The sequence below is a fragment of the Pseudomonas sp. WS 5411 genome, from assembly GCF_012985595.1.
Taxonomy (GTDB): domain Bacteria; phylum Pseudomonadota; class Gammaproteobacteria; order Pseudomonadales; family Pseudomonadaceae; genus Aquipseudomonas; species Aquipseudomonas shahriarae.
This window is the reverse complement of record NZ_JAARMC010000002.1, coordinates 454,510-475,097: the sequence shown is the minus strand read 5'-3', so window position 1 is coordinate 475,097 and position 20,588 is coordinate 454,510. Positions and strand designations below refer to the sequence as shown.

The following is a 20,588-nucleotide window of genomic DNA, read 5'->3' as shown; positions in this document are numbered from 1 at the left end:
AGGCTCCTGCACCTGGGCTCAGGCGTTGCGGATCACGCTCAGGCGATTGATCGCGGGTACCCGTTGGAGCAGCCGGAATAGCGGTTCGGTTATGCGTAGCAGCCAAGCCGAGACCTTCGCCGCAAACGGTGTGTAATAACCCCAACCCAGCGCTAACAGCGCCAGCAGTACGCCACCGATGTAGTCGTCCTGCCCCCAGTGAGCACCTGCCACCAGGCGCGGCATCATAAACAGCAGTGCCAGGCCCCAGATCAGCACCACCTGGCCGATCCGCTTGGCAAACACGCTCATGAACATCCCCCAGATCAGCAACACTGAAGCATGATCACCGGGGAAACTCTGGCTGGAACGGTCTTTCAATTCCCAGGTTTTTTCCAGGTTCGGGAAATAGTCGCTCATATGGATCGCTCCACTGATCACCATCGACGGGCTATTGTGCTGCCAGCCCATCTGCGCCGCGAGCTTGGAAAACAGCATGCGGATAAACAGCAGTAACAGCAGAATCGCGAGGAAACCGAAAAACGCCTGGCGCACTTCAATCGCCTTGAACACCCATTCGCCGCGAATCAGCAGCATCAGCAGGATCACCCCGACCACCGCATCAAATGGCCGCAGGCTGGCGATCGCCCATACATGCAGCCAGGTCGGGTTGCTGGCCAGCGGGTCGTTGAGCAGATGAAACAGCCATTCGTCGAATATCACGCAAAGCATCTGGCCTGCGGGCCATAGCCAAAAACACAGCAGCCCCAGAGCGAGTAAATTGCACAGGGCCAATCGCCCGAGGTTCCACTTGGCTTGGAACAAACCCGGATTGTTCATAAACTGTTTCCTCTTCGCTCTAAACTCTCTTCACCTATCAGAAGAAAAGCGCACCAAATTGGTGCTAAAGCGCATAATTTTAGAAACATTGTCATCACTTTGTCATCAATTCAGATACCCAGACCTATGACTGATCTACCGGATACCGACTTCACCCAACGTTTCCTCTTTGACGACAACGACGCTCGTGGCGAGCTGGTTGCCCTGGAGCGCAGCTATGCCGAAGTCCTTGCCAAGCACCCCTATCCGGAGCCGGTCGCGCAGTTGCTTGGCGAACTGATGGCCGCCGCGTCGCTGCTGGTGGGCACCATGAAGTTCGATGGCTTGCTGATCCTCCAGGCGCGCTCCGAAGGCCCGGTGCCGATGCTGATGATCGAGTGCTCCAGTGAGCGGGAAATCCGTGGCCTGGCACGTTATGACGCAGACCAGATCCCGGCGGACGCGACCCTGGCCGACCTGATGCCCAACGGCGTGCTGGCGTTGACCATCGACCCGACCGTTGGCCAGCGTTACCAGGGCATTGTCGATCTGGACGGGGAAACCCTGTCCGACTGCTTCACCAACTATTTCGTCATGTCCCAGCAAGTGGGCACCCGTTTCTGGCTCAATGCGGACGGCAAGCGCGCCCGTGGCCTGCTGTTGCAACAGCTGCCGGCGGACCGTATCAAGGACGAGGATGAGCGCGAGGAAAGCTGGCGTGGCCTCACTGCCCTGGCGGGTACCCTGACCGCTGAAGAGCTGCTGGGCCTGGACAACGAAACCATCCTGCACCGCCTATACCATGAAGAGGAAGTGCGCCTGTTCGATGCGCAATCGCTGCGTTTCCATTGCAGCTGCTCCCGCGAGCGCTCGGGCAATGCCCTGGTGAGCCTGGGCCTTGAGGATGCGCAGAATCTGGCGGTGGAGCACGGTGGCAGAATCGAGATCGACTGCCAGTTCTGCAACCAGCGCTACCTGTTCGACGCTGCCGATATCGCCCAATTGTTCGCTGGCGCTGGCGTTGACACCCCTTCTGGTACCCACCACTAAAACGTTTAAGCACAGGTAAATCACCTGACAAACGCCGGATTAGAGGTGTTCTGACGGGAGGGCCCTACTTTTTTTGGGCTTTTCTGGCATAATCCGGCCCACTTTTTTCGCGGTAGTAGTGCGCAACTTTCTACTACAAAACGTTTGGAGCACTCGGCCATAGGCCGACGGGGAACCTCATGACGCAAGCCAATAACGCCGTATACACCGATCTGAGTGTTGACGATCTGGTCAAAGAAGCCCTGCAGCGCGGTGAAGGCGTGCTTGCCGATACTGGCGCGCTGGTCGTAGAAACCGGTCACCGTACCGGTCGTTCGCCGGTCGACCGTTTCATCGTTGAAGAGCCATCCACCCAGGCCGCTATTGCCTGGGGCCCGATCAACCGCAAGTTCCCGGCCGACAAGTTCGATGCCCTGTGGGCTCGCGTCGAGGCTTTCAACAACGCGCAAGAGCATTTCGTTTCCCACGTGCATGTAGGTTCTGCCGAAGAACACTACCTGGCCGTGAAAATGACCACTCAGACTGCCTGGCAGAACCTGTTCGGTCGTTGCCTGTTCATCAACCCGGCCCAGTACAACCCGGCCGGGCGTGAAGAGTGGCAAGTGCTCAACGTTGCCAACTTTGAATGTGTGCCTGAGCGTGACGGCACCAATTCCGATGGTTGCGTGATCCTCAACTTCGCCCAGAAAAAAGTCCTGATTGCTGGCATGCGTTACGCCGGCGAGATGAAAAAAGCCATGTTCTCGGTGCAGAACTTCCTGCTGCCGGCCGCTGACGTGCTGCCAATGCACTGCGCTGCCAACATCGGTGAAGAAGGCGACGTGACCTTGTTCTTCGGCCTTTCCGGCACTGGCAAGACCACCCTGTCCGCCGACGAAAGCCGCTACCTGATCGGTGACGACGAACACGGTTGGGGCGAAGGCGTGGTGTTCAACATCGAAGGCGGTTGCTATGCCAAGTGCATCGACCTGTCGGAGAAGAACGAGCCGGTCATCTGGAAAGCCATCAAGCACGGCGCCGTCCTGGAAAACGTGGTGATCGACGATGCCAAGCACGCCGACTACACCAACGTCAGCCTGACCCAGAACAGCCGCGCGGCGTACCCGCTGGAGCACGTTGCCAAGCGTTCCGAGAAGAACCTGGGCGGCGAGCCAAACGCGGTGATCTTCCTGACCTGCGACCTGACTGGCGTACTGCCACCGGTGTCGATCCTCAATGAAGAACAAGCGGCCTACCACTTCCTGTCTGGTTACACCGCACTGGTGGGCTCGACTGAAATGGGGTCGGGCAGCGGCATCAAATCGACCTTCTCCACCTGCTTCGGCGCACCGTTCTTCCCGCGTCCGGCTGGCGAATACGCAGAGCTGCTGATCAAGCGCATCCGTGGCTTCGGCTCCAAGGTCTACCTGGTCAACACCGGTTGGACCGGCGGTGGCTACGGCGTCGGCAAACGCTTCAACATCCCGACCACCCGTGCGGTGATCGCAGCGATCCAGAGCGGCGCGTTGATCGGTGCGCAAACCGAGCACCTGGACACCATCAACCTCGACGTGCCATTGGCCGTACCGGGCGTTGAGACCGGCCTGTTGAACCCACGCAACACCTGGGCTGACAAGGCTGCCTACGACGAAGCAGCGAAGGCCCTGGCCGGCCTGTTCGTCGAGAACTTCAAGAAATTTGAAGTGAGCGACGCGATCAAGGCAGCGGGTCCGAAGTTGTAAGATTCGCTAGCTGTTGAAAAGCCGCCCCTAGTGGGCGGCTTTTTTGTGCGCGTGGAAATCTCGATGAGCGTAGAGCAGGGCGGCAAAAAGGCCCACATTAACCACTCAGTGTTCTTTAGCTCAGATTTTCTAGCGTCTGTGTATCCCAGCTATGAGTCTTGATCGCCAGGTAGAGCATGCCGATGGTGAGCGGCATTTTCTCGCCCCGGCCCTTGGCGCGGTGTTTGAGGAATACATCGAAGACCGGCGGGTTGAAGTAACGATAAGCATCATAGTCACCCAGGTCGAGATCGAATGTCTGCTCCAGCGCCTCCATAAATTGCCTGGCTTCGGCGCCGTCGCAGCCGAGGTCGAAGTTAAGCGAGGTTTTAAGGCGGAGGGTCTTGTGCTTGGGCAGGCCGATTTCTTCATGCAGCAATTGCAGGAGCTGCTGCATGACAGGGTCTTCGGGGAAGTGGGGGGCCAGGTTCATGGTGGGAGCACGCAGGAGTGGGTGAGGGGGGAGGTGTTGCTGATGGTATTTGTTTCGAGTGAGCAGCAAACCGATGCCTATAAGAAAAGACAGAATCGGAAGGCTGTCTAATTGTAACTCTCTAATCCATCGGGTTGCGCCGAACAAAAGCGTTGGTCCGATAGCGACGAGAGCGAACCCAATCCATGTTCTGAGTATGGAGCACTTGATTCTCTTGTCGAGCAGAGCGGTAAGGGCGACGAGAATGGAGAGAGTGATCCAGGGGGCGTATTCGGTCATCGTATTACCCGCCCTGAAACTGTCGAACCAAGGCCGACAATGAGCGCTGAGGGCCGATCCCGCCATTGACCTGAGCGTCTAGGCCGATAACAACATCGCCGGCGTGGTAACTGCGAATAGCGCCCTTAATTATCAGGCCAAGAGTGCCTCCCACCGCGCCTCCAACCAGAGGCGATACCAGGCTTATGGGGGCGGAAAAGGCGCTACTAATTAGTCCTGCAACAATAGTCCCGCGCTCATTGAGTAAGTCGGCCTGTCGCCGAGTGAGTGGCTTGCAAATCGCGACGGCCATTTTGCAGGGTAAATCACGTGCGAGCATTTTTTCGTAGAGATCCATCAGTTGATAGCGCAGCTGGTTTGCGCAGATGCCTGCTTCTAGCAGATACAGGCTGGATAGCCCCTGCCGATCGCCAGGGAAAACAGTGAAACGAATCACGCTGAACGTGACGCCGTAATGGCCGATGTACTGAGTCCTTTCAAGGTTCACGGATTTCTTGCCGAGAAGGTTGCGAGGGCGCTAGTTTCGGTCAGGCTCGGCCGATTCTGTAGAGGGTTGAGTGGGCACCTGAGGCAGTTTGGGAAGCGTATGGTGCCCGACCAAGCAATTTCCTACAGAGTCTTCTGATGTTGGCAATTTGGCTGTCGGGCATCCTGGCGCAGGCGGGATAAAAACCACGTCACATTTTGTATAAAATCCCGGCAAAACCCCTGAATTCAGCGTATGTTTCACCGCAAAATCTTGTAGGGCAATTCCGCCCACTACTTAAAGGGAGTTAAGCATGGGTTTGCTTCGTATCGCCTCGGCGATGTCATTGTGTGCGGTGGCGTTTTCTGTCCAGGCCGAGCAGTTGCCAATTGAAGTGCTCAGTGCGGTGGTCAAGGACCAGAAAATCGCCGACGCTGAAGTCTTGCTGCAACGCAACGGCGCACAGAACGTGGTGGGGCGCACCAACGCCCAGGGCCAGGTCACCCTCACCAGCGAAGTTGCCGATGGCGCCGACAATCTGCTGATCATCAAGAAGCCCGGCTACTCCAACCTGGTGGTGAAGTGCCCGTGCAAAGGCATGACATACGCCATCAGCCCGGTGATGGAAAACCTCGACGGCCTGCGTGTAGTGCTGACCTGGGGGCAATCGCCTTCGGACCTCGACTCCCACATGATCTTCCCCGGCAACAACATCTACTTCAACAGCAAGACCGGCACCGATGCCGAGCTGGATGTGGATGACACCGACAGCTACGGCCCGGAAACCATCACCCTGCAGAAAAAACACTACGGCGAAAGCTACGTCTACGCCGTGCATGACTTCTCCAACCGCACCAATACAGGCTCCACTGCACTGTCCGAGAGCCAGGCCAAGGTGTTTGTGTACATGGGCCAGTCCCTGGTCCGCACCTACTACGTGCCGACCAACCGTACCGGTAACCTGTGGACCGTGTTCCGCATGACCGGCAGCGGCGACTTCCAGGACATCAATACCTTCACCGGCGTGCTGGTCGAAGCCAAGGATGTGCTCAACGAAGTCAAACCCCTGCTCAACGACAGCGTTGCCGTGGATGCGGTGGTGGTCAGTTCTGCGGTACAGGGCGATGCGAAGAAGCTGAACCTCAAAGGCGAAGCGGCCTACCAGGCCGGTAACCTGGACCAGGCAATCGACTACTTCCGTCAGGCTATCGAACTGGACAATTCCTTCGGTAAAGCCTACGGCAACCTCGGCCTGGCCTATCAGAAAGCCGGTAACACCGCCGAGTCGATCTGGGCCAACCGCAAGGCGATCGCCCTGGCCAGTGGCCCGACAGCGGCCACCGTGCGCGCCGGTTCCTACTACAACATTGCGCGGATCTACGAAGCGGCCGGGCAGTTTGCCGATGCGCTGCGTCACTATCAGTTGGCCAAGGAACAGAAGGCCAACCCGGTGTATGACAAAGCCATTGAGCGTGTGCAAAACCGCTGATTGAGCTGTAGCAAAGATCTGAAAATGTGGGAGCGGGCTTGCCCGCGATAGCGGTGTAACAGTCAACAGCAGTATCGACTGGGGCACCACCATCGCGGGCAGGCCCGCTCCCACTTTTGTTTTGGGGTGTTTTATAGATTGCCGTTTGCTACCGGCTTCACCCTCGCCGCCTGTGTATCATCCTGTCTCTCTTTTCCACGCGACCTTTCTCGATTCGCTGAAAATCCCGGGCTATGTTTTAGGCCTGTTCAGCGGTCAATGGAGTGACAGCTTATGCACGACACCCTCCAGCAGGTCTTTGGTTATCCACAGTTTCGCCAAGGCCAGGAGGCGGCTGTCAGCGCCGTGCTGGCCGGCCGCTCGGCGGCGGCGATCTTTCCCACCGGCTCCGGCAAATCCCTCTGTTATCAGCTCTCAGCCGTGTTGCTGCCGCACCTGACACTGGTAGTGTCGCCGTTGTTGGCGTTGATGCAGGACCAACTGGACTTTTTGCAGCGCCATGGCATTTCGGCCGGCAGCATTGATTCGACACAAAGCCGTGAGCAGGCCAATGACGTAATGGCCCGCGCTCGCTCCGGCGAATTGAAGATCCTGATGATTTCCGTAGAGCGCCTGAAGAACGAGCGCTTTCGCAACTTTTTGCACAGCGTTTCGATTTCGCTACTGGTGGTGGACGAGGCGCACTGTATTTCCGAGTGGGGCCACAACTTCCGCCCGGACTACCTGAAACTCCCCGACTACCAACACCAGTTCAACATTCCCCAGGCGCTGCTGTTGACGGCCACCGCCACGCCCAAGGTCATTGCGGACATGCAGGCCAAGTTCGCCATCGCCCCCGCCGACGTGATCACCACGGGGTTCTACCGGCCCAACCTCAACCTGTGGGTGGAGCCGGTCAGCGGCGCCGACAAGCGCCGGCGCCTGGCGGAGTGGATGGGCGAGCGGGCCAACCAGCCGAGCATCGTCTATGTCACCTTGCAGAAGACTGCCGAGCAGATCGCCGAGCACCTGAATCGCCATGGCATCCAGGCCGAGGCCTATCACGCAGGTTTACCCCATGATAAGCGCGAAGGCATCCAGCGCCGGTTCATGGGCGGCCAGTCCAATTGCATCGTCGCTACCATTGCCTTCGGCATGGGCATCGACAAGAGCGACATCCGCAATGTGGTGCATTTCGATCTGCCCAAATCCATCGAGAACTACAGCCAGGAAATCGGGCGTGCCGGTCGCGATGGCCAGCCTTCCGAGTGCCTGGTGCTGGCCAACCGCGACAGCCTCAATGTGCTGGAGAACTTTGTGTACGGCGATACGCCGGAGCAGGAAGGCATCCGCCTGGTGCTGGAGGAACTGCTGGCGGCCGGTGATGACGGGCAATGGGAGTTTCTGCTGCGCTCGTTAGCGGAACTGAGCAATATCCGCGAGCTACCGCTCAAGACTTTGCTGGTGCAGTTGGAGCTCAAGGGGGTGATTGCACCGCGCTATGCGTTTTATGCCGAGTATCGCTTCAAGTACCTGGTAGAGCCGGAGGTATTGCTGGCGCGTTTTTCCGGTGAGCGGCAGCAGTTTGTCGCCGCGATTATCCAAGCGTGCAAACGGGCCAGGAGCTGGGCCACCGTGGACTTTGATGCGCTTTATCAACAGCACCAGGCCGAACGCGGCCGGGTGGTCAAGGCGCTGGATTATTTCCAGGAGCAGGGCCTGATCGAGCTGGAGAGCAAGCAGATGACCGAGGTCTATAGCCTGCTCGATACCGGGTTTGATCCCCAGGCCTTGAGCGCCGAGTTATACACAGGCTTCAAGCAGCACGAAGCCACGGAAGTGGCGCGGATCCATGGGATGTTGGCGTTGTTCGCCAGTGAGCGTTGCCTGGGCTTTCGGTTGGCCGAGTATTTTGGCGATGCAGCCGCCCCCCGCCAGTGTGGGCATTGCTCGGTTTGTTCTGGACAGGTCGCCCATCTGCCCGCACCACCGGGCCTGGCACCGCTTGTGGATAAAAACTTCCAGGGGCTGTGCGGGGATTTTATCCACAGGCATCATCAACACACCGGCAGCTTGCCAGGGGCCGAGCGCTTGACGCGGTTTTTATGCGGGATCAGCGTGCCACTGTTTACCAAGCTCAAGGCCCGGGGGATTCCAGGGTTTGCGGTGCTGGAAGAGTATCCGTATGCCGAGGTGCGGGATTGGGCCGAGGCCCACCTGAACGACCTGTAAATTCACTTCAACGAGACTTGTCCATGCCTGACTCAATGCCGCAGCGTGCCGATTACCGTCACTTCCAGCCGATCATTACGCGCTGGCACGACAATGATGTGTACGGCCATGTGAATAACGTCACCTACTACAGCTTCTTCGACACGGCAGTGAACACATACCTGATTGAACAGGGCGGGCTGGATATCCATGACGGCGAAGTGGTGGGGTTTGTGGTGAGTTCGGCGTGCGACTACTTCGCCTCGATTGCTTTCCCCGACCGTATCGAGATTGGCCTGCGGGTGGGCAAATTGGGCAACAGTTCAGTGCAGTACGAATTGGCGGTGTTCAAGGCCGGCGAAGATGAGGCCTGTGCGGCGGGGCGGTTTGTGCATGTGTTTGTGGATCGGGCGACTAACCAGCCGGTGACGATTCCACAGGTACTGCGCGAAGCACTGCAACACCTGGCGGTCTGACGGCGGCCTGCGAAACAATGAAGAGCTAATGTGGGAGCCGGGCTTGCCCGCGCTAGCGCAGTGTCAGGCCACCTATTGGTTGCTGGCATTGCGCTAGCGCAGGCAAGCCAGCTCCCACATTGAGTTTGCTGTGTTTACCGGTGACGGTAGTGATGCTTGTTCTTGCGATGGCCATAAGCATGCCCACGGCCACGATGATCATCACGGTCATAGCGGCGGTTATCACGCCCGCGATAGCGACGGTCGTCGTCATCGCTCTTATTGCCCATATAGTTACCCAGCGCGCCGCCCGCGCCACCGCCGGCTGCCGCGCCGATCAGGCTGCCGGTGCTACCGCCGACACTGCGCCCGACCACGTTGCCGCCTGCTGCGCCCAGTGCGCCGCCAATGGCTGCTTCGCCACGGCTGCGTTTGTCTGCGCCCACTGCGCTACCGCCGGCGCCGCCCAGGGCCGCACCAATGGCCGAACCGGTATTGCCGCCGATCTGCTGGCCGACGACCGAACCTAAAACCCCGCCCAATGCGCCGCCTACACCGGCTTCGGTGGTGCCACCGGCCATGGCTGCGCCACTGACCAGGCCAAGGGACAACAAGAGAATCGAGGAGAACTTCATAGGTGAACCTCAAGGGGATGACGGCGCGATCCTGAGGTTGTCGGAATATTCTTACAATCGAATTCCGACCAGTGGTGCAGGTTGTATACAATTAGCTAAGTTGCTGTTTTATCTAGGGAACTTAAGTCGTTTTTGCCGGTCTTTAGCTACTTCGGGAAGGCCGCTTTTATACAAAAGCGGCCTTTTTTGTGCCCGTAAAAATCGTTCCCAGACATGGAGACGATCAGGCGGTCCGGGCCATGATCAGACCATTGTCGCTGGCCGCTTCCAGGCGAATCGCCACGAACTTGGAAGTAGGCGTATGGCTACCATCCCCAGTGCTTTCCAACGGCACCAGCGGGTTGACCTCCGGGTAATAGGCCGCCGCCTGCCCCGCCGGAATATCGAACGCCAGCAAGGTAAAGCCCTTGACCCGGCGTTCACGGCCATCGTCCCAGATCGACACGATATCGGCCTTCTGCCCCGGCTTGAAGCCCAGGCGGATGATGTCGGCTTCGTTGACAAACAACACGTCGCGCTGGCCCTTGACCCCACGATAGCGGTCATCCAGGCCGTAGATAGTGGTGTTGTACTGATCATGGGAGCGCATGGATTGCATGATCAGGTCGGGTAACTGGCCAGTGGCGCGGGTGCGTTCATGCACCAGGTCCTTGGGCAGGATGTTGGCGCGGAAGTTGGCGCGACCTGACGGCGTGTTCCAGCGGCGGGCGCCTGCGCTGTTGCCCAGGTAGAAACCGCCTGGGTGCTGCACGCGCTCATTGAAGTCCTTGAAGCCGGGAATGGTGTCGGCGATCAAGTCGCGGATGCGGCGGTAGTCGGCCACCAGCCAGTTCCAGTCCACCGGTTTGCTGCCCAGGGTGGCGGCGGCGATGCCGGCGACAATGGCCGGTTCCGACTTCATCAGCTTCGACAGCGGCTGCAATTGGCCGTTGGAGGCGTGCACCATGCTGAACGAGTCTTCCACCGTCACCGCTTGCGGGCCATCGGCCTGGATATCAATGTCGGTACGACCCAGGCACGGCAGGATCAAAGCCTGTTTACCGTGGGCCAAGTGGCTGCGATTGAGCTTGGTGCTGATCTGCACGGTCAGGTCGCAGTTGCTCAAGGCCTGGAAGGTGCGGGGGCTGTCAGGCGTGGCTTGGGCGAAGTTGCCGCCCAGGCCGATAAACACCTTGGCGCGGCCCTCGAGCATGGCGTGAATGGCTTCGACCACGTTATGCCCGTTGTCACGGGGCACCTTGAACTGGAAACGACGCTCCAGGGCATCCAGGAAGGCCACGGGCGGCCGTTCGTTGATGCCCATGGTGCGATCGCCCTGCACGTTGCTATGGCCACGCACCGGGCACAGGCCGGCACCTGGGCGGCCGATGTTGCCGCGCAGCAGCATCAGGTTGGCGATTTCCTGGATGGTCGGCACCGAATGCCGATGCTGGGTGATGCCCATCGCCCAGCACATGATCACGTTCTTGCCTTTGGCGTACATGCGCGCCGCTTGCTCGATCTCCACCAGGCTCAGGCCGGACTGTTCGACGATTTCATCCCAGGAGGTGTCGTCGATCTTGGCCAGGTAATCCAGCACATTGACCGTGTGTTCATTGAGGAAGTCGTGGTCGAACACTGCCTCTTTGCCTTCGGCCTGGGCCTGGCGCTCCCACAGCAGCAGGAACTTGGCCATGCCGCGCAGGATGGCCATGTCGCCCCCCAGCGCCGGACGGAAATACGCGGTGTTGGTCGGTTTATCACCGTTGGTGAGCATTTCCAGTGGGTGTTGCGGGTGCTGGAAGCGTTCCAGGCCACGCTCTTTGAGCGGGTTGATACACACCACCTGGGCGCCGCGTTTCACTGCTTCGCGCAGCGGTTCAAGCATGCGTGGGTGGTTGGTGCCGGGGTTCTGGCCCCAGACAAAAATCGCGTCAGCGTGTTCGAAGTCGTCAAACGTCACGGTGCCTTTGCCGACCCCCACACTTTGCGCCAGGGCTACGCCGCTGGCTTCGTGGCACATGTTCGAGCAGTCCGGGAAGTTGTTGGTGCCATAGGTGCGCACGAACAGCTGATACAAGTATGCCGCTTCATTGCTGGCGCGGCCCGAGGTGTAGAACTCGGCCATGTCCGGGCTTGGCAGGGCTTGCAGGTGCTTGCCGATCAGGTCGAAGGCCGACTCCCAGCTGATTGGCTTGTAGCGGTCGGTCTCGGCGTCATAGCTCATCGGCTCGGTCAGGCGGCCCTGGTATTCGAGCCAGTAATCGCTTTGCTCCAGCAGGGAGCTGACGCTGTGCTTGGCGAAGAACGCCGCATCCACCCGGCGCTTGGTGGCTTCCCAGTTGACCGCCTTGGCGCCGTTCTCGCAGAACTTGACCATGCCGCTTTCCGGCGAGTCACCCCAGGCGCAACCCGGGCAGTCGAAGCCGCCGTTCTGGTTGGTCTTGAGCATCATGCGCAGGTTTTTCAGCGCGTTATCGCTGGTCAGCCACGCCTGTGCCACGCTGATCAGCGCGCCCCAGCCGCCCGCCGGGCCTTTGTAGGGCTTGTAGCGCGGGGTCGGGGTTTGGTCGGCTTGGTGATGATTGCTCATGGCTGGTACTCCATCGCAGGGCTGTAGACCCGCGGCGCGCTTTTTTGCGGCAGGTGGATAAGATTGAGGTTGTGCCGGCGCGCCCATTGCAGGGCCAGGCCGGTGGGTGACGACAGGCTGACCAGGGTCTGGATGCCCGCGCGCAGGACTTTCTGGATCAATTCGAGGCTGCAACGGCTGGTGACAATCGCCACGCCGCCTTCGGTCGGGATGCGCTGGCGCACCAGGGCGCCGATCAGTTTGTCGAGGGCGTTATGCCGGCCGATATCTTCGCGGCCCAGCAGCAGTTCGCCCTGGTTATTCATGAACACCGCCGCATGCACCGCGCCACTGTATTGGCCCAACGGCTGGAAGGCGCTGATGCGCTGGCGCAAGCCCTCGAGCCAGGCGGCAGGCGGCAGCGGTGCGCCCGGCAAAACCTGCAGGTCCGGCAACGCCTGCTCCACGGCTTCCACGCCACACAGGCCGCAGCCGCTGGTGCCGGCCAGTTGCCGGCGCTGTTGCTTGAGGTTCCAGAAGGCGCGGCTGCAGATCTGCACCTGGGCGTACTGGGCCGAGCCTGCGCCGCTCAGTTGCAGGTCATAGATATCGCTGATGTCGCTGATGATGCCGCTGCCCAGGCTGAAGCCGACGATAAAGTCTTCAAGATCGGTGGGCGTCACCAGCATCACGGCCTGGCTGATGTCGTTGTAGGCAATCGCCAACGCAACTTCCTCGGCCAGCGCGGTGCTGGCCGGTTCCGTGTGGTCGAGGCTGCAATATTGATAACTCTGGCTGGCGGCAGGCGCGGGCGTTGTCAGGGCAGGCGCCGCGCACGCTGGGCGCTGGGCGTTCATCAAGTCTAGTCACCGGCGAAGTGTTCAGAGTGAAGACTAGGCGCGACAAAGGGTCGCGTCTAATCGCCAATACTGATCTACCGATAGATGACGTCGATCAACGCTCCGGTAGCGATTACTGATAAAGCGCGAAACACGCCTCGGCCAACGCCGAACGTGGCGCGCTGCGCCGCATGATCAGCCCCAGCTTGGCCAGGGTTTGCGCGTTTTCGATAGGTTGCAGGCGCAGGTGTTCGGTCAGGGCGTCGAGGCCGCCGTCCAGGGGCATCACCGCACAACACAGGCCGCCATGCACGGCCTGCAGCAACTGATGGACGGCATCGGTTTGCAGCAAGGGGTGTGGCGTCAGGCCGCGGCTGTGGAAGTTATGGTCGATGGACTGGCGAAAATGCATGCCGCTGGTGAGCATGCCCAGGGGCAGCTCGATCAGCGCCTCCCAGCTCAGGGGCTTTTCGCCAAAGCTGAAAAAGCGTTGGTCGTACAACAGGCCCATGCGGGTTTCGTCCAGGGCCAGGGAGTCAAAGCGCTCGCTGTCGAGGCGTTCAAGGTAGGACACCCCCAGGTCCAGGCGATTGCTCGCCAGTTGTTCGAGGATCTGCTCGGAGCTCAACGCCGACAGCTCAAAGCGCAGGCTGGGGTGCTGCCTGTGCAACTGTTGCATCAAGGCCAGCGGATCAAAGCTCGACAGCGGCACCACGCCCAGGCGCAATGTCCCCACCAGGTTGCCCCGGCAGGCGGCCGCTTCGGCCTGCAGGCCGTCATAGGCGGCCAGCACCGTACGCGCCCACGCCAGCACCCGCTCGCCAGGGGCGGTAAAACCCTCGAAACGCTGGCCGCGATTGACCAGCGGCAGCTCCAGCTCTTCTTCCAGGCTGCGCAGGCGCATCGACAGGGTTGGCTGGGTGATGTGACAGCGCGCGGCCGCCTGGCCGAAGTGACGGGTTTCGTCGAGGGCGATGAGGAATTTCAGTTGTTTGATGTCCATCTTCGCTCCGGGGGCTTATTCCAATGGCGCAGGGATTCTAGCGCGTTTGCGTCATTGGTCGGGCTGGAACCAAGGTCTGTAAGACTGGTCTAGTCTTTGGCATCTGGAAACCCAATCCCAAGGAGAGCGCACTATGAGTCTTTTTAGCTTTATCAAAGAAGCCGGCGAGAAAATCGTTGATCTGTTGACGCCGGGTAATGCAAACGCGAGTGAGCAGTTGAAGGATCACGTTGCCAAGGTCGGCCTGGGTAACCCGAATGTGCAGACCACCGTGGAGGGCGACAAGGTGACGGTGACCGGTGAAGTCGCCACCCAGGAGGAGAAAGAGAAGATTCTGCTGGCGCTGGGCAACATTGCCGGCGTGGCGACCGTGGATGACCAGATCACTGTGTCGGGCCCTGTTGTTGCGGCTGCCCGTTTTGTCGTGGTGAAAAAGGGCGACACCCTCAGCGCGATTTCCCTGTCGGTCTACGGCAATGCCAACCTGTACAACAAAATCTTCGAGGCCAACAAGCCGCTGTTGTCGCACCCGGACAAAATCTACCCAGGGCAGACGCTGCGTATTCCTGAGTAATACCCGGAGCAACTGAATAATGTGGGAGCGGGCTTGCCCGCGATTGCGGTGTGTCAGTCAGCAGATCTAGCTCTGACCCGCCGCTATCGCGGGCAAGCCCGCTCCCACAGGGGCCTCACATCTAGTTTTAGAGCCCGCTGATCAATTCCCGGTAATCCCCGACTGCATCAAACTCCGCCGTATCCTTCGGCCCTTTGCGGCTGTCCGGCTCTTTCACCGCCAGCAAATGCCCCACGCCAAAATCCCGCGCACTGCGCAGAATCGGCAAGGTGTCGTCGATAAACAGGCTGCGCGCCGGGTCGAAGTCGATGTCCGCTTGCAGGGCGTCCCAGAACTGCGGGTTTTCCTTGGCAAAACCATAGTCGTGAGAGCTGATCAGCCGCTCGAAATACGGCGCCAACTCAATGCGTTCCAACTTCAACGACAGTGAATCGCGGTGGGCGTTGGTGATCAGGATCACGCGCTTGCCGGCCTGCTTGATGGCCGCCAGAAAGGTATCGGCGTCCGGCCGCAGGGCGATCAAATGGGCGGTTTCCAGCTTGAGTTCGCGCACCGGGATCTTCAGTTCGGTGCTCCAGAAATCCAGGCAATACCATTGCAACTGGCCGGCGTTACGCTCGAACAGCGGCTGCAACTCCATCTCCGCCAGGGCAAGGCTCACACCGTGCAGTTCGGCATAGCGCCGGGGCAGGTGTTCCATCCAGAAGTGGTTGTCGAAATGCAGGTCGAGCAGGGTGCCGTCCATGTCCAGCAGGACGGTGTCGATATCGGACCAGGGCAGTGGCGGCATGGTGGGTTCTCAAGCAGGTAAGTAAATATATCCGACACAGACAATCGGAAAAGCCACGGTATAGTAACCCGATCACGCCAAGGAGCCCTCTATGCGCCAGAAACCCACCGTCCTCGCCCGCGAAATTGTCGCCAGTAGCCGTTTGTTCCGCGTGGAGGAAGTGCAACTGCGCTTTTCCAATGGCGTTGAACGGACCTACGAGCGCCTGGTGGGCCGGGGTGTAGGGTATGGCGCGGTGATGATCGTGGCGATGATCGACGCTGACCACGCGCTGCTGGTGGAAGAATACTGCGGTGGTACGGATGAGTATGAACTGTCATTGCCCAAGGGCCTGATCGAGCCGGGCGAAGACGTGCTGGCGGCGGCAGACCGCGAGCTCAAGGAAGAGGCGGGCTATGGCGCCCGGCAGTTGGAGCACCTGACCGAACTGTCCCTGTCCCCTGGCTACATGAGCCAGAAAATCCAGGTGGTGCTGGCCACCGAGCTGTACGAAGAGCGCCTGGAAGGCGACGAGCCCGAGCCGATGCGCGTGGACCGGGTCAACCTGCGCGAGCTGGCACAACTGGCGCAGAACCCGCAGTTCAGCGAAGGCCGGGCCCTGGCCGCGTTGTACCTGGTGCGGGACTTGTTGACCCAGCGTGGAGCCTTCCAGCCATGAGCGAATTGTTCCTCGGCCACCCGTACATTGCCCCGGTGATTGAACTGGCCCGCCAGGCCGGCGAGGTCATCCTGCCGTACTGGCGCGCCAATGTAGCCGTGACGGCCAAGGCGGATGATTCGCCGGTGACCGCCGCCGACCTGGCCGCCCATCACCTGATTCTCGCCGGCCTCACTGCGCTGGACCCAAGCATCCCGGTGCTGTCGGAAGAAGATGCCGATATCGACCAGAGCGTGCGTGCCGGTTGGCAACGCTGGTGGCTGGTGGACCCGCTGGATGGCACCAAGGAATTTATCAGCGGCAGCGAAGAATTTACCGTCAACATCGCCTTGATCGAACAGGGGCAGGTGGTGTTTGGCGTGGTGTCGATGCCCACCAGTGGCCGCTGCTACTTCGGCGGCGCCGGGCTTGGGGCGTGGCGCTCCGACGTGAATGCCGCACCCCGGCCGATCCAGGTGCGCCAGAAGCCGGCCGCAGGCGAGGCGTTCACCGTGGTTGCCAGCCGTCGCCACACCAGCCCCGAACAGGAGCGCTTGCTCGATGGGTTGAGTGAAGGGCTGGGGGAGTTGAAGCTGGCCAATATCGGCAGCTCCTTGAAATTCTGCCTGCTGGCCGAAGGCAGCGCCGATTGCTATCCGCGCCTGGCGCCGACGTCGCAGTGGGACACCGCCGCCGCCCAGGGCGTGCTGGAAGGGGCTGGCGGCGAAGTGCTGGAGTTGAATGGCCAGCCGTTCAGCTACCCGGCACGCGAGTCGCTGTTGAACCCGTTCTTCCTGGCCTTGCCGGCCAAGGCCGCCTGGCGCGAGCGTTTGCTGACTCTGGCCCGTTCTTGAAGGCAATGCAGATCAAATGTGGGAGCGGGCTTGCCTGCTCCCACACAAGCCCGCTCCCAGATAGGCCTTGGATGATCTTGCCTAGCGGTGCAACACGTACTGCCCGGTAAACGCCACCGCCCGCGCTTCACTGCCCTCATTCACGATCCACGCCTGCAACGCCAGCCGCGCCCGGCCATGGCGCCGGTAGGTCGCCAAAAAGCGCTTCCACACCTTGTCCTCCGGGGCCTGGCAAATCGCCGTGGCGTCCTGGGTGACAGGCAATGGGTAGCTGATCTGCCCTTCCTGAATCACGATATGCCCGTCTTCAATCCCTTCCTCGCGCAATTGCAGGTGCAGCCAGCCCCAGCCCGCCAAGACCGTGCCGCAATACAGGCTGCCGCCGAACATGGTGCTCTTGTGGTTGATATTGGCTTGCAACGGTAAGTGCAGGCGCAGTTGCCGGTCCTGCCAGTCGAGCACCTTGAGGCCCATCTCCCGGGTCAGGGGGATGTCATGGTGCAGAATGGATTCCAGGTAACGGCTATCGCGGCTCATGGCAGTCTCTTGGCAGGGGGAAAAGGTCAATCGTCGTCAGCGTGGGCGTTGCCGCTGTCGGCAAAGTTCAGGCCGTGCTTGCGTAACTTGTCATGCAGGGTTTTGCGCGGCACGCCCAGGGCTTCGGCCAGGCTGCGCACAGAGCTGTGGGGGCGGCCGAGTTCGGCCGCGATCAGGGCTTTTTCAAAGTGCTCGACTTGCTCGCTCAAGCCCCCCGTCGACATCGGTACACCCGGCGCCGGGCCGTCCGGTGCGTTGTCCAGGGCCAGTTCCAGGCCAAGGGCGAAGCGCTCGGCGACGTTTTGCAGTTCGCGCACGTTGCCCGGCCAGTTATGGCGCAACAGCATTGCCCGTTGGCCCGGCTGCAGCTCATGCAGCGGTAGGCCGTGGCGGCTGCTGGCCTCGTCGGCGAAGTGCTGGAACAGCATCAGGGCATCTTCGCCCCGCTCGCGCAGCGGCGGAATGCGCAGCGGCGCGACGTTCAGGCGGTAGTACAAGTCTGCGCGAAAGCGCCCCTGGTCGGCGGACTGGCGCAGGTCTTCCTTGGTCGCGGCGATGATGCGGATATCCAGCGGGATCTGCTGATTGCCACCCAGGCGCTCGACCACCCGCTCCTGTAGCAGACGCAACAACTTGACCTGCACATCCAGGCTCATGCTCTCGATTTCATCGAGGAACAACGTGCCGCCGTTGGCAAATTCGAACTTGCCGATGCGCCGTTTCTGCGCACCGGTAAACGCCCCCGGCTCATGGCCGAACAGCTCGCTTTCGACCACGGACTCGGCCAGGGCGCCTGCGTTGATAGCGACGAAGGGCCCGGTGCGGCGGTTCGACAGGTCGTGCAGGGCGCGCGCCACCACTTCCTTGCCGGCGCCGGTTTCGCCGAGGATCAGCACGTCGGCGCGGGTCGCCGCCAGCGCGCCAATCTGCTCGCGCAGGCGCAGCATCGGCGCCGACTGGCCGACCAGGCGCGTGCTCAATTGCTGGCGGTCACTCAGGGCCAGGCGCAGGCTGCGGTTGTCCAGCACCAGCCGGCGCAGCGACAAGGCGCGGCGCACGCTGTCGAGCAGGGCGTCGCTGGCGAAGGGTTTTTCGAGGAAGTCATAGGCGCCGGCGCGCATTGCTTGCACCGCCAGTGGCACATCGCCGTGGCCGGTGATCAGCAGTACTGGCAACTCCGGGTCCTGGCCGTGGAGCTCGGTGAGCAGCTCCAGGCCGTCCATGCCGGGCATGCGGATATCGCTGACCACCACCCCTGGCCAATCCCGCGTCAGGCGCGCCGTGAGGCCGGTGGCCTCGCCAAGGGGCAGGACTTTCAGCCCGGCCAGGTCCAGGGTCTGGCACAGGGCCTGACGCAGGTGTGGATCATCGTCGATCAACACCACCTGAATCTGGTTATCGATAGTCATACACTGCGGTCCTCGGACGGTTGCAGACTGACGCCGGGTGCTCCGGCGCGCAGTTTCAAGGTTATCAGTGCGCCGCCTTCCTTGTGGTTGGCGAACAGCAGTTCACCACCAAAGGCACGCATCAGGGTGTCACAAATGGCCAGGCCCAACCCCAGGCCCTGGGTGCGGGTCTTGGTGGTGTAGAAGGGCTCGCCGGCGCGACCCAGGGCTTCCATGCAGAACCCCGGCCCGTTGTCGCGGATGTACAGGTTGACGCCCTGCTCGGTGGATTCGGCACTCAGCCACAATTTGCGCGGCGGACCCTTTTCGGTCAACGCATCCAGGGCATTGGCCAGCAGGTTGCCCAGCACCTGGCGCAGGCGGGTTTCCCCGGCCTCCACCCACAGGGAGGCTTCTGGCAAGTCGCGGATCAGCTCCACTTCCATGGCCCGTCGGCGCTTGGCCAGCAATGCCAGGGCGTCGTCCAGGGCCGGTTGCAGGGCCACGCTTTCCGGGGCATGCCGGTCGCGGCGGGCAAAGGCGCGCAAGTGGGCGATGATCGAGGCCATGCGCCCGGTCAGTTCGCTGATCAGTTTGAGGTTGCCCCGCGCGTCGTCGGTGCGCTGGTGGTCGAGGAGAATCTCGGCGTTTTCCGCGTAGCTGCGAATGGCCGCCAGGGGCTGGTTGAGTTCATGGCTGATACTCGCCGACATGGTACCCAGCGCCGACAGTTTGCCGGCCTGCACCAAGTCATCCTGGGCGCGCACCAATTCCTGCTGGGCATTTTCGCGCTCCAGCACTTCCTGGCGCAGGCGACGGTTGAGGCCTTCGAGGTCGCTGGTGCGTTCGGCCACGCGCATTTCCAGCTCGCGCCGGGCCTTGGCTTCAAAGGCGATGCGTTCCAGGTAGTGGCGACGGCGCTGCATCATCAGGCCGAGCAGCAGCATCAGCACCAGTAAGGTCGCGCCGCCGACGGCAACCACCGTGCGCACGGGGCGGTCGATCAGGGTGCGCGGCGCAAGAATCTCCACTTTCCAGCCGGTTTCGGCGATTTCGGTGGATTGGCGCAGCCAGGCATTGGAGCTGAAAGTCAGGGGCTGTGGGTCGCGGGTCGGGTAGGGCTGGATCGCGACGATCGCCTGGTGCTCGGCCTCGGTCAGTGGCCGGGTCGCGCGAAAACGCCATTGTGGGCGTGAGGTCAGGATCACCACGCCGTTGTGGTCGGTGACCAGCAGCTGCTCGGGGGTCTGCCCCCAGAGACTCTCGGTGTGGTCCAGGTCGACCTTGACCACCAGCACGCCAATCACATGTTCGTCTTCGCGCACCGCAGCGGCGAAGAAGTACCCGCGCTTGGCCGAGGTGGTGCCCAGGCCGAAGAAACGCCCCAGGCGCCCGGCCATGGCCTCACTGAAATACGGACGAAAGGAAAAGTTGCGGCCGACGAAGCTGTCCTGTTTGTCCCAGTTCGAGGCGGCCAGGGTCTTGCCACGGGTGTCCATCAGGTACATCACTTCCACGCCCGCCTGGGCTGATACCTCCTTGAGCAACTGGTTGGCGGCGACCAGGTTGGTGCTGATGTGAGGCGCTTCCAGGGCGGTACGCAAGGCCGGCAATTCGCCGAGAATTTGCGGCAGCACTTCGTAGCGGTGCAGGGTGCCCAGCAGGTTGGCGACGTACAGGTCGAGGGTCTGGCGGTTCTGCCCGGCCAGCTCGCTGCGGTAGTAACGTTCGGCCAGATGCTCCAGCGGCCACAGCAGCGGTGCCAGGCATAACGCCAGCAACGCCAGGCTGCGCCAGCGGGGTCTTCGTGGAAGGGGTGAAGTCATGTAAGTCTGCGCCTGTGGGTACAGGCGCATTATG

The 20,588-nt window shown here is 61.0% G+C and carries 19 protein-coding genes; 8 read left to right on the top strand and 11 right to left on the bottom strand.

All coding sequences use genetic code 11. From position 1 onward, the window contains the following. Positions 1 to 18 precede the first annotated feature (18 nt). Positions 19 to 819, bottom strand: a complete 801-nt coding sequence (locus HBR93_RS05930; RefSeq protein WP_169959973.1) for a phosphatase PAP2 family protein — start codon at positions 817 to 819, stop codon at positions 19 to 21. A 126-nt stretch (positions 820 to 945) separates the two neighbouring features. Here HBR93_RS05930 and hslO point away from each other — a divergent pair, with 126 nt between their 5' ends. Together hslO and HBR93_RS05920 are read left to right on the top strand one after the other, a co-directional pair. After that, on the top strand, positions 946 to 1,848 hold the full coding sequence (gene hslO / locus HBR93_RS05925) for an Hsp33 family molecular chaperone HslO (protein WP_057437064.1): 903 nt from the start codon (positions 946 to 948) through the stop codon (positions 1,846 to 1,848). 179 nt (positions 1,849 to 2,027) lie between these two features. Beyond that, positions 2,028 to 3,569 carry a phosphoenolpyruvate carboxykinase gene (locus HBR93_RS05920; RefSeq protein ID WP_057437065.1) on the top strand — a complete coding sequence of 514 codons (1,542 nt, stop codon included), beginning with the start codon at positions 2,028 to 2,030 and terminating at the stop codon, positions 3,567 to 3,569. A 115-nt stretch (positions 3,570 to 3,684) separates the two neighbouring features. Here the strand turns inward: HBR93_RS05920 and HBR93_RS26885 are convergent, their stop codons facing one another. Continuing rightward, positions 3,685 to 4,320, bottom strand: coding sequence for a DUF1493 family protein (locus tag HBR93_RS26885; RefSeq protein ID WP_233092020.1), 636 nt, complete (start codon positions 4,318 to 4,320; stop codon positions 3,685 to 3,687). A 4-nt stretch (positions 4,321 to 4,324) separates the two neighbouring features. Continuing rightward, entirely contained in the window at positions 4,325 to 4,807 is a 483-nt protein-coding gene (locus HBR93_RS05910; RefSeq protein ID WP_169959972.1) for a hypothetical protein, read from the bottom strand. A gap of 292 nt (positions 4,808 to 5,099) precedes the next feature. Between HBR93_RS05910 and HBR93_RS05905 the strand changes: the two genes are divergently transcribed. The 3 genes from HBR93_RS05905 (at position 5,100) to HBR93_RS05895 (ending at position 8,941) form a co-directional block, all read left to right on the top strand. Then, positions 5,100 to 6,275, top strand: coding sequence for a tetratricopeptide repeat protein (locus HBR93_RS05905; RefSeq protein ID WP_057437068.1), 1,176 nt, complete (start codon positions 5,100 to 5,102; stop codon positions 6,273 to 6,275). A 273-nt stretch (positions 6,276 to 6,548) separates the two neighbouring features. Beyond that, on the top strand, positions 6,549 to 8,486 hold the full coding sequence (locus HBR93_RS05900) for a RecQ family ATP-dependent DNA helicase (RefSeq protein WP_169959971.1): 1,938 nt from the start codon (positions 6,549 to 6,551) through the stop codon (positions 8,484 to 8,486). 23 nt (positions 8,487 to 8,509) lie between these two features. Further along, complete coding sequence (locus HBR93_RS05895) at positions 8,510 to 8,941, top strand: thioesterase family protein (RefSeq protein WP_057437070.1); 432 nt, start codon at positions 8,510 to 8,512, stop codon at positions 8,939 to 8,941. Between the two features lie 134 nt (positions 8,942 to 9,075). Here HBR93_RS05895 and HBR93_RS05890 read toward each other — a convergent pair whose 3' ends face one another. The 4 genes from HBR93_RS05890 to HBR93_RS05875 all read right to left on the bottom strand — a co-directional run bounded on the left by HBR93_RS05890 (position 9,076) and on the right by HBR93_RS05875 (position 13,948). Then, positions 9,076 to 9,555 (bottom strand): glycine zipper domain-containing protein, encoded by a 480-nt coding sequence (locus tag HBR93_RS05890; RefSeq protein ID WP_057437072.1) that lies wholly within the window; start codon positions 9,553 to 9,555, stop codon positions 9,076 to 9,078. A gap of 223 nt (positions 9,556 to 9,778) precedes the next feature. Further along, positions 9,779 to 12,127, bottom strand: coding sequence for an FdhF/YdeP family oxidoreductase (locus HBR93_RS05885; RefSeq protein WP_120731248.1), 2,349 nt, complete (start codon positions 12,125 to 12,127; stop codon positions 9,779 to 9,781). Beyond that, positions 12,124 to 12,963 carry a formate dehydrogenase accessory sulfurtransferase FdhD gene (gene fdhD, locus HBR93_RS05880; protein WP_169959970.1) on the bottom strand — a complete coding sequence of 280 codons (840 nt, stop codon included), beginning with the start codon at positions 12,961 to 12,963 and terminating at the stop codon, positions 12,124 to 12,126. Before fdhD ends, HBR93_RS05885 begins: the two co-directional genes overlap by 4 nt. 115 nt (positions 12,964 to 13,078) lie before the next feature. Next, on the bottom strand, positions 13,079 to 13,948 hold the full coding sequence (locus tag HBR93_RS05875) for a LysR family transcriptional regulator (RefSeq protein WP_057444600.1): 870 nt from the start codon (positions 13,946 to 13,948) through the stop codon (positions 13,079 to 13,081). A gap of 133 nt (positions 13,949 to 14,081) precedes the next feature. Between HBR93_RS05875 and lysM the strand changes: the two genes are divergently transcribed. Next, the gene (gene lysM, locus HBR93_RS05870) at positions 14,082 to 14,522 is read left to right on the top strand and encodes a peptidoglycan-binding protein LysM (protein WP_057958004.1); all 441 of its coding nucleotides are present in this window, start codon (positions 14,082 to 14,084) and stop codon (positions 14,520 to 14,522) included. A 127-nt stretch (positions 14,523 to 14,649) separates the two neighbouring features. On the opposite strand, the gene yrfG is transcribed toward lysM, so the two are convergent. Beyond that, positions 14,650 to 15,312 carry a GMP/IMP nucleotidase gene (yrfG, locus tag HBR93_RS05865; RefSeq protein ID WP_057958005.1) on the bottom strand — a complete coding sequence of 221 codons (663 nt, stop codon included), beginning with the start codon at positions 15,310 to 15,312 and terminating at the stop codon, positions 14,650 to 14,652. 91 nt (positions 15,313 to 15,403) lie between these two features. Here yrfG and nudE point away from each other — a divergent pair, with 91 nt between their 5' ends. Then, the gene (gene nudE, locus HBR93_RS05860; RefSeq protein ID WP_057437078.1) at positions 15,404 to 15,970 is read left to right on the top strand and encodes an ADP compounds hydrolase NudE; all 567 of its coding nucleotides are present in this window, start codon (positions 15,404 to 15,406) and stop codon (positions 15,968 to 15,970) included. Next, positions 15,967 to 16,803 (top strand): 3'(2'),5'-bisphosphate nucleotidase CysQ, encoded by an 837-nt coding sequence (gene cysQ, locus HBR93_RS05855; RefSeq protein WP_057958007.1) that lies wholly within the window; start codon positions 15,967 to 15,969, stop codon positions 16,801 to 16,803. Before nudE ends, cysQ begins: the two co-directional genes overlap by 4 nt. A gap of 81 nt (positions 16,804 to 16,884) precedes the next feature. Here cysQ and HBR93_RS05850 read toward each other — a convergent pair whose 3' ends face one another. Genes HBR93_RS05850 through HBR93_RS05840 form a run of 3 tightly spaced genes read right to left on the bottom strand, consistent with a single transcriptional unit; the run spans position 16,885 to position 20,554 of the window. After that, positions 16,885 to 17,340, bottom strand: coding sequence for a thioesterase domain-containing protein (locus HBR93_RS05850; protein WP_169959969.1), 456 nt, complete (start codon positions 17,338 to 17,340; stop codon positions 16,885 to 16,887). Positions 17,341 to 17,366: 26 nt separating this feature from the next. Further along, positions 17,367 to 18,749, bottom strand: a complete 1,383-nt coding sequence (locus tag HBR93_RS05845) for a sigma-54 dependent transcriptional regulator (protein ID WP_120731254.1) — start codon at positions 18,747 to 18,749, stop codon at positions 17,367 to 17,369. Next, a complete protein-coding gene (locus tag HBR93_RS05840) occupies positions 18,746 to 20,554 on the bottom strand; it encodes an ATP-binding protein (RefSeq protein WP_169959968.1) in 1,809 nt (602 codons plus the stop codon). Before HBR93_RS05840 ends, HBR93_RS05845 begins: the two co-directional genes overlap by 4 nt. Positions 20,555 to 20,588 lie beyond the last annotated feature (34 nt).